The sequence below is a fragment of the Tardiphaga sp. genome (assembly GCF_044340795.1).
Taxonomy (GTDB): Bacteria; Pseudomonadota; Alphaproteobacteria; order Rhizobiales; family Xanthobacteraceae; genus Tardiphaga.
In genome coordinates this window covers 23,102-31,847 of sequence record NZ_JBIISY010000053.1, presented here as the reverse complement: position 1 = coordinate 31,847, position 8,746 = coordinate 23,102, and the positions used below count along the sequence as shown (strand labels likewise).

Below are 8,746 nucleotides of genomic sequence, written 5' to 3'. Positions count from 1 at the left end.
GCCGGACTATGCGCGGATCCATGGTGACTGGCGCGGCATGCTGCAGAAAGGAGGCCTCTCCGGTCGCTCGCAGGATACCTACGGCACGTTCCTTGCCATCGCACAGATGCTGCTCGGCGCCGCCGACATGGAAGAGATCGGCATGCCGATCACCGAGGCGGAGCGCATGGGCGCGATGATCGCCGATGCCACGGCCGACGAGCGTGCCGAGCAGCTGGAGAACTGGCGCGGTGCGCTGGAGCATCTCGTGGCCTCGCCGCTCGACATCATGAAGTCGGGGCAGCGCATGTCGCTGGGCTACGCGATCGAGGAAATGCAGGCGCCGCACGGCGTCGATTACGACGAAAAGGAAGCACTCGGTGCCGCGCGCCTCGCCGGCTGTAAGCTCGTACTTGTGCCCGATCCCGCCGCGCCGCACAGCAAGAAGCGCGCGCTGCTCGCGGTGCCGCCAAAGGGTCCGTTCATCGAGCGGATCTTCGTTGACAGCAAATGGCGACAAGGCGGCTGGTTCGCTGCGCTGAAACAGGCGCCGCTCGACATCGTGATCCGTAACTCGCCGGATCTCAAACACGTCCACAAGATCAACGGCAGTTCGGAGCGATGCCTGCTGGTCGATCTCGCAGCATACGACAAACACACCCAAGCGATGGAGAGCGTGTGATGCATCTATTTGTCCGTCAGCGGCGGGAGGTCGATCGATGACGCCGTACCTGCAGCGACAGGAGGAGCGCAGCCGCGTCTATCGGGCGGAGAGGTTTGCCGCACTTGCTGAGCGCGTCCGAGCAGGGGAAACGCTCAAGGACGTGATCGATAGCGGCGGATGGACGTTCACCGGGTTCGGTCGCTTCGAGAGAGAATATCCTCAGGCAGCGACCGAGATCCGCGCCATCTCGAAGGCGAATAGCGATCGCAAGAAGAAAATCGCTGCAGCGCGCAAGGTCGCGGCAAAAACGCATTGTGTCCGAGGCCACGAGCTCAGTGGCGACAACGTTTTCATTCGCACCTATCGCAACGGCGACCGAGGCCGCGTCTGCAGGACCTGCGCTCGGCTTGCGGCGCGCGTTGTGCGCCCAATGACCGCCGACCAGGTGGCGAAGGTCACCCAGCTCGTTCACCGAGGCGTTTCGATGAAACGCATCTTTCATGGCGGATCACTCTACGTGACCGGCCATCAGAACATGCAGCATCAGCGCATGATCGACCCGGCCTTCGATAAGATGATGGCCGAGTATTCCAGCCGCGGCCACGAGCGAGCGATGCGCACCAGGGCGGTTGCTCAGCAACGCCACAGGGAGAACGAATACCGGGCCATTCGCGCGATGGTGCCGCGTTGGCTGACACCAGAGGCCGGTGACGACGTAGCACAGAGCGTCATCGTTGCATTGATCGAGCGCAGCATACGGCGCGATCAGATCGCCGAGCGCGTCAGGCTTTTGGTCGCCGAGCACAATCGGGGTCAGAAGTTCGGCGCCAACAGGATCTTGTCGCTCGACGTGTCGCCGTTCGATGACGGCGCCGCAATGGTGGAGCGTGTCGCCACGGGGCTTTGGTCATGATGCAGGCGAGAGAGACGTTAGCGTTGTTAAATGCGCGGATATCGTTCCGCATGCGATGGGCCATGTCTAACGCGCCGCGCCGGCGCGCAGTGCCGGCGGCCTGCCTCGAATTCGAGATCGAATATGACGAGGAATACAATTTTGCGCGCATGGGCGCCGAATTTGTGGATGCCGACTGGGGCTTGCCGCTGCAGAAGCCTTTAAAGCCCAAGAAAGTGACAAAGCGGGAGCGGCTATCCAGCGGTAGGCGGCTGAAGTCATGAAGCGTTCTCGCCATCTGCTTACGCTCGATGACCTCATGGAGCGCGTCGTTGTCTGCCCATCAGGCTGTTACCTTTGGGCCGGCGGAGATGACGGTTATGGCGATCACCTCGGCCGCGGCGCATATGGGCGGATCCTGCGGCCCGGCACCCGGCTGGTGATGCCGGCGCATCGATATATCCATGAGCAATTCATCGGGCCAATACCTTTTGGCTACGATGTCGATCACATGTGCGCCGCTTGGGCGCCGGATCCGCTGCTCGTTACGCGCTGCGTGCGGCCGGAGCATCTGCAGGCGATCCCGCCGATCCTCAATCAGCAACTGAAGATCATCCGCCGCAAGACCTTCGGCATGTACGACATGTTCTGCGACGAGCCGCCGATCACGCGCGAGATCCCGCCGCCGCCTCGACCGCTGCTCGCGCCTGGTGAATGCGAGGCGGATCTATGGCTGTAGAGCGTCACAAGTGGGTCGAGCGCAATCGCGATCATGAGCGCACGCAGCGGCAATGCATGCGTTGCGGCCTGTGGATGATCACGCGGCACGAGCCCGCGAATTTTCCGCCGCACTGGACCGAGTGGCAGCGCAACGGCGGCAAGCCGTTCAGCGCTGCGCAGCGGCCCGCATGCGAACCCATCCCCCATCCGAGCGCGAGCGGATCTCGCGCATATCAAGCCGCCGGCGATGCCGGCAGAAAGTGAACGAGAGTGGCGACATCAGCAGCGGCCGTCCTCGACGACCAGGCCACGCATAGTTTCGCGAAAGACCAGCTCAAAGCGATCGTTGAGCGCATCGAGCGCCTGGAGGAGGAAAAGAAAACGATCAGCGACGATATCGCTGACGTGTACGGCGAGGCGAAGGGCAATGGCTACGACGTCAAGGCTTTGAAGACGCTAATCAGACTGCGGAAGATGGACGCGAACGAGCGTGCCGAAGCCGACACCATCCTTGAGACCTATCTGCAAGCCCTGGGCATGCTGTGAGGCTGAGGCCTCACCACGACCGCGGACCGTGCCGGCGCGTCAGCGCCGAACAGCACGGCCGCACGTCGCGCGCTCGCGCGCGTCCGCATCATCTCTCCCGCCTCGACAGAACTGAGCCCATGCATCAGCGCCCCACGCCCGTCGCCGCCACCATTGTGTCCCGCGCCCTCGCCCTGCCCCGACCCCGACCCATTTCTGTCGAGTTAACACCGCTGCGACCGTGCGAAACGAGCGGATATGGCGTGATGCGGGACCGGGAGAGGTTACAACGGTTACAGCGTGTAACCCTCGTTGTAACCGGATTTCCTCAGCGAGATCAGCGACTTACCCCCAAAGGTTACAAGTTACAGATTTTCGCAGGCTTCGCACCTACGCGCGCACGCGCGCGCGAGGGAGTGTGTTGTAACCGTGTAACTTGTAACCATGAGGGTTATATGATTGAATTTATTGACAAATCTCGGTTACAAAAAGGTTACAAGGCGGGCACTGTTGTAACCGGCGCCGACGCGGATGCAGTCGCGGCCAAAAACTCCGAATTAAATAATCAGGCGCGTCGTCATGGCTGCTGATCAGGACCGAGATCAGGCAGGATCGAGGGCGTGTATCGGCGCGCACGCGGCGACTGGCGGCGACCAGGCGTCGGCATTGCCGATGTCGGCGCAGGATGCGCAGCAGACGCTGGCGATCGACGATCTGCTACCGCTCGCGATACCAATGACAGCCCAGCGAGGGAGAGGGCGGCCCGCTGGCTCGGTGAATATCCGAACCAACAAGACGTTTCAGGCGGCCGTGTCGCGCTATGGCGACCCGTTGATCGCCCAGATCGCCATGGGCAATGCGAACACGAAGGATCTGATCACGGATCTGCGCAAAATCGCCAGCGACTGCGGCCTGAAGCTCGGCGCCACCGTGATGGATGTCGTGCGCTTCCAGGCATCGCTGCGCGAGAGCGCTCTGCCCTACGGCCACAGCAAGCGCGTGGCGGTCGACGAGAAAGGCAATGACGTATTGCCGGTGTTCGTCATGGGCGGCGCGGCCGGCTCGACCACCAACGTTCAGGTCAATTCCGTCGGCCTCGAAGACCGCATCGAGGCGATGCAGAAAGCCAAGCAAGATCAACAACATAACACGATCAACGGCGAAGTGTCTCACGACGGAAAGTCTCACGATGATTGATGCCATTGATATCATTGAGCTAATCGACACACGGCCGTTAATGGGAACTTATCGGGGGACGCGCGGCCTCGCGCGCGATCGGCGCGTGTTGCGCGCCTCCCCCCGGGCGCCCTTCGCGCGCGCGCGCCTGGCCGGGCGGCCTTGGAAAATCACTTGGCCCTCCCCCTCCCCGGGGGTGCCTATGCACACTCACTCCGATTTCGACGCGCACGCGCCGCGAGACCAATGGTTCGAACAGCGAGGGCGACGGGGGCGGACCCAAAACGCCGGCGCCATGCGGGGCGTGGGGATGGCGCGATGAGCGAGTGGGAGATCCCGAACGAATTCTCGATGCCGTCCGGCATCCAGTTGCCGCAGCTCACCGGCGAAGCCGTCAACCTAATCTCGATGGACGCACCGGGTCCGGTTGGTGAGGCCTACATGTACGGCATGAAGCCCATCGAATTCATCATGGGCCCGGTTGGATCGGCAAAGACCACCTGCAGCGTCTTCCGCATCCTCGCCTTCGCGCTGCGCATGCCGCCCTGCAAGGATGGCGTGATCCGCGTCCGCGGCTGCGTCGTCCATGAGAACCTGCGAGATCTCTACAAGACGGCGGTGCCTAGCCTGCAGCAGTTCTTCAAGCCGGGCGCGCCGGGCGTGCATTGGAGCGGCGGCCAGGACCGTCCGCTGCAGATCGTGCTGCGGTTCCTCACGCCGAAGGGCCGCGAGATCCAGATTATCATCGACGGGTTCGGTATCACCAAGGACACGATGGAAGGCCGCATGCGCGGCTACCAGATTAATTTTGGATGGTGCACCGAAGCCGACTTGCTCGACGGCGAGGTGCCCAGCTTCATCTATTCGCGTGTCGCCCAAGGGCGCTATCCCGGCCGCGCCATGCTTGCGGATCCGAATGCGGAGATACCCGGCAGCGTGTGGGGCGACCTCAATGCGCCGCTGATCTCGAACTATGTCTACAGCGATTTCATCGAAAAGCCCCGGCCTGGCTACAAGCTGCATCGGCAGCCGAGCGGCCTGGCCGAGAATGCCGAGAACCGGCGCTATGTCACTCGCGAAAGCTATGTGAGCCTTGCGGAGACGCTCCCCGCCGACAAGAAGCGCCGCATGGTGGATGCCGAATTCGGCCTGGTTGGCGACGGCGCCCTGGTCTATCCCGGCTATAATCACGCGATCCATTGCTCCCGCGAGATCATGCAGCCGCTCGATCTGCCGCTGCGGCTCGGCTTCGACGGCGGCGGCACCCCGGCGTTGATCGTCTCGCAGTACACGCCGACCGGCCGCATGCTGTGGCTGAGTGAGCTCACCACGGATCCCGGCACTGGCGCCGGCCGTTTCACCGAATATGTCGTGGACCATCTGCAGGCAAAGTATCGCGGCCTGCCAGTGCTGATGGGGTGGTGTGACCCGTCGGCTTTCCACGGCGTCGATCGGACCGCTGGCGAGCTGGCGATGCCCGAAATGGTCGGTAAGGCGCTGGGCGTGCCAATCCTGCCAACGGACAGCAATGATCCCAGCATGCGGCAGGAGTCGGTGGACTGGTTTATCCGCCGTGGTCTTGATGATCAGGGCCTGCCCTACTTCCAGCATTGCAAGTCGATGAAGCTGATCACGCGCGGCTTCCAGGGCGGGTTTGTCATGGACAAGAACCGGCACGACACAACTGACCGCATCGCCTTCCGCAAAAACGCGGTCTCGCACCCGCACGAGGCCGGGCAGTATGTCTGCTACGGATCCCGCGGCCACGCCGGCATCATCAACGATGCGGCGCGCGCGGGCCGTCCAGGCAATGTCGTGCCGATCTCATCGGGGCGCGGCCCGTCCCGGGAGTTCAACTTATGACCTTGAGGTCATGCCTTGCTCCGCCGGCTTCCGACGTTCTCGATCTCTACATGGCGAATGCGCCCATGAAGCCGATCGCGGCCAAGTCGGCGATCGTGATGATCGCCCGGTCGGAAATCGAGGGCTGGTACGCCGGCGACCGCTTGATGGCGGCCGCCCTGTTCTATCCACTGCCGCCGATCGTTCCCGGCGAGCGCTATGTCGAACTGGCATTCGCTTGCCGCCCTGAGTTCAAAAAACACCTGCTGCCCTTCCTGCGCGCCGCCGAGTTAACGCGGGCGCGGCTCGCCTTGAATGCCCCGGTTCGTGTTCGCGCCATGGTGCGGAGCGGCCATCGACCAGGCGCCCGGCTCGCGGCGCTCTGCGACATGGTCCGGCTCGGCTCCATCGGCCCGTTCGATCAATGGGAATTCGAGGGCCGCCCACATGTCCAAATTCATCGACGGGATCGGATCACTGTTCAGCGGGCCGGACACGTCGGCGGCTGATGCCCAGGCGCGCAAGTCGCGCGAGGAACAGCAGATTGCCCTCGCCCGCTCCCGGCAGGACGTCCAAGGGCAGGAAGCCGAAACCGATCAGCAGCTCGGCCGTGCCAGTCGCGCGCCGAAAGGTCGCCGACTGCTGCTCGCCGCCACTGGCGAGAGCGGCGTGTCATCGAGCCTTGGCGGCAACTGATCGTGAAGAAACGTCGCACGATTGCCGACATTGAACTGAAAGCGCATCGGCGGCGCTCCGATAAGGCGTGGGCCGATCGCGACCTGTGGCAAAAATTCTATGACGATGCCTATGAGTTCGCCATCCCGTTCCGTCGTCCGGCCTCACGCGGCGGCAAAGCGCAAAACCGGATCGAGCGCGTATTCGACGCAACCGCCATCGAAAGCTCGTTCCGCTCCGCCGGCCAGTTGCATCAGGATCTATTCCCGCCGGATTTCTTCAAGCTCGCGCCCGGCGCGGTCGCCAAGATTGGCATGTCGAAATCGCAGCTTGACGCCCTCAAGAAAGAGCTGCAGGCGATCTCCAGCATCGTGTCCGCGTTCTTCACCACCGGCGAATTCGATACCGCGTCCAGTGAGATGTGCATCGATCTGCTGGTCGGAACCGGCGCGCTGTTTCCTGTCCAGGGCGATAGCACCAACCCGGTACGCTTCGTCTGCATTCCTTTCGACGAACTGGCGATCGAGGTCGACGCCTTCGGCAAGGTGGTCGGGATCTACTGGAAATCGAACCTGTCGCGCCGCGCCATCGCTGATGCGTTTCAAGACGGCGACTTCCCGCAGACCTTCAAGGACCAGCTCAAGGAAAAGCCGGATGACGAGATCCTCATCCGGCAGGACTTCGTGCGGGATCCGAAAACCGGCCGCTGGGCATTCATAGCGTTCATTGACGGTTGCGAGCGGCCGATCAAACAGGACGAGTACAAAACGCAGCCGATGGCGGTGCCGCGCTATCATCGTGTGCCCGGCGAGCCCTATGGCCGCGGCCCGATCCTGCTGGCGCTGCCAACGATCAAGACCCTCAACAAGGCCGTCGAGCTGACGCTGAAGTCCGCCGCCATCCAGATGCTCGGCATCTGGGGTTATCGGCCAGGCGGCACGTTCAACCCTGACACGGTCCGCTTCGGCCCCGGTGAGTTCTGGCCAATGCAGGCAACGGGTGGCGTGCTCGGCGCCGACGTCACTCGCCTCGACGCGGCTGCCGGCAAAATCGATGTCGGCCAGCTCATCACGCAGGAACTGCGCCTGCAGGTGCAGTCGATGCTCGGCGATGATCGCCTGCCGGAGAAAGGTGCGACGCCGGTTTCCGCGACCGAGATCATGGCGCGCATGAAGCGCATCTCGCAAAACTACATGGGTGCGTGGGCGCGCATCGTCAACGAGGTGCATCCTGTCATCGTGCGCCGCGTGATCGAGATCCTGTCGCGCATGAACATTCAGGGCGTGCCGGATCTCGACATCGACAGCTTGCTGATCAAGCTGGACGTGCTGTCGCCGATCACCCAGGCGGTGAAGGCTGCCGCGCATTCGCGCATCATCGATTTCATCCAGCTGGTTGTCGCCGTCAAAGGCACGCCAATGGCAGCCGAATTGATCGTCAAGGTCGACGACGCGCTGATGGCGATCGCTGAAGATCAGATCCCCGCAAATCTGCTCACCACGGAAAAAGAGCGTAAGGCGCTCATGAAGCAAATGGCGGACGCTGCAGCACAGATCGCGGCGGCGCAACAGCAGCCACAGCAGGCAAAGGCAGCGTAATGGTCGCGATATCCTCCAGCCGCTTCGGCACGCGCGACGCCCAGCCCGTCGATGATTTTATCGGCGGTGCAAAGGACATCCTGAAAGGCCTGTTCGGCGATGCCGACAGCAAGGATTTGCCGGTGTTTGCCCAGGCGGCGATCGAGAACACCAAGCGCGTGCGCGAGATCGCGGCGCGCAAGTTCGGTGACGCCGAAGGCGAAGAACTGCTCGAAGCGCTGTGCGATGCGGTGCTGCGTCGCCCGACCTTCATCACGCAGCTGGGCATGCCGCCCGATCAGGTGCTGGCGCAGGGCCAGTTTCGCGAGGGCATGTCCGCAACCGTGTTTCTGCTGCTCGCATGGATCGCCGAGGGGCGAAACGAGCAGCCACCACAGAGAGAGGGAAACCATGAGCGATCCACACGTCCGAAGCGAGCCCGCAAGCCTGCAGCAAAGCGCCCGCGCAAGCGTTAGCGGGGGCTCCCGTTTTTTGCCCGGCGCCGCAGTCGCTGGCGCCGCAGCTATCGTTGGCGCCAGCGACGCGGTGGTAAGCGCTAGCCCAATCTCGATGATGGCGCGGCCTTTTGGCGCGCCTCGCTTTTTGTTGTCGCCCGATGATCCGCCGGCGCCTGCTCCAACGCCAGCGCCATCTCCCGCCCCTGCGCCGTCTCCGGCGCCCGCCCCTGCGCCTGCA

General features: G+C 63.2%; 12 protein-coding genes. All 12 read left to right on the top strand.

What is annotated here, in order from left to right; translation table 11 throughout:
* On the top strand, positions 1-661 hold a 661-nt coding region (locus tag ACIQ17_RS11475; RefSeq protein WP_398468558.1), incomplete at its 5' end, for a hypothetical protein.
* A gap of 37 nt (positions 662-698) precedes the next feature.
* Complete coding sequence (locus ACIQ17_RS11470) at positions 699-1,556, top strand: hypothetical protein (protein WP_398468556.1); 858 nt, start codon at positions 699-701, stop codon at positions 1,554-1,556.
* Complete coding sequence (locus tag ACIQ17_RS11465) at positions 1,553-1,819, top strand: hypothetical protein (RefSeq protein WP_398468554.1); 267 nt, start codon at positions 1,553-1,555, stop codon at positions 1,817-1,819. The genes ACIQ17_RS11470 and ACIQ17_RS11465 overlap by 4 nt, the downstream gene beginning before the upstream one ends.
* On the top strand, positions 1,816-2,274 hold the full coding sequence (locus ACIQ17_RS11460) for an HNH endonuclease (protein WP_398468552.1): 459 nt from the start codon (positions 1,816-1,818) through the stop codon (positions 2,272-2,274). Before ACIQ17_RS11465 ends, ACIQ17_RS11460 begins: the two co-directional genes overlap by 4 nt.
* A 251-nt stretch (positions 2,275-2,525) precedes the next feature.
* Positions 2,526-2,801: a DUF2312 domain-containing protein gene (locus ACIQ17_RS11455; protein WP_398468550.1), complete on the top strand. Its 276-nt coding sequence runs from the start codon at positions 2,526-2,528 to the stop codon at positions 2,799-2,801.
* Positions 2,802-3,235: 434 nt separating this feature from the next.
* Positions 3,236-3,370 (top strand): hypothetical protein, encoded by a 135-nt coding sequence (locus tag ACIQ17_RS11450; RefSeq protein WP_398468548.1) that lies wholly within the window; start codon positions 3,236-3,238, stop codon positions 3,368-3,370.
* Positions 3,360-3,977 (top strand): hypothetical protein, encoded by a 618-nt coding sequence (locus ACIQ17_RS11445; RefSeq protein ID WP_398468546.1) that lies wholly within the window; start codon positions 3,360-3,362, stop codon positions 3,975-3,977. The genes ACIQ17_RS11450 and ACIQ17_RS11445 overlap by 11 nt, the downstream gene beginning before the upstream one ends.
* A gap of 297 nt (positions 3,978-4,274) precedes the next feature.
* Complete coding sequence (locus tag ACIQ17_RS11440; protein WP_398468544.1) at positions 4,275-5,819, top strand: hypothetical protein; 1,545 nt, start codon at positions 4,275-4,277, stop codon at positions 5,817-5,819.
* A 65-nt stretch (positions 5,820-5,884) separates the two neighbouring features.
* On the top strand, positions 5,885-6,307 hold the full coding sequence (locus ACIQ17_RS11435; RefSeq protein ID WP_398468542.1) for a hypothetical protein: 423 nt from the start codon (positions 5,885-5,887) through the stop codon (positions 6,305-6,307).
* Positions 6,246-6,494, top strand: a complete 249-nt coding sequence (locus ACIQ17_RS11430) for a hypothetical protein (protein ID WP_398468540.1) — start codon at positions 6,246-6,248, stop codon at positions 6,492-6,494. The genes ACIQ17_RS11435 and ACIQ17_RS11430 overlap by 62 nt, the downstream gene beginning before the upstream one ends.
* Positions 6,495-6,496: 2 nt before the next feature.
* Positions 6,497-8,071, top strand: a complete 1,575-nt coding sequence (locus tag ACIQ17_RS11425) for a portal protein (RefSeq protein WP_398468538.1) — start codon at positions 6,497-6,499, stop codon at positions 8,069-8,071.
* The gene (locus tag ACIQ17_RS11420; protein ID WP_398468536.1) at positions 8,071-8,526 is read left to right on the top strand and encodes a hypothetical protein; all 456 of its coding nucleotides are present in this window, start codon (positions 8,071-8,073) and stop codon (positions 8,524-8,526) included. The genes ACIQ17_RS11425 and ACIQ17_RS11420 overlap by 1 nt, the downstream gene beginning before the upstream one ends.
* The last annotated feature ends 220 nt before the right edge of the window (positions 8,527-8,746 follow it).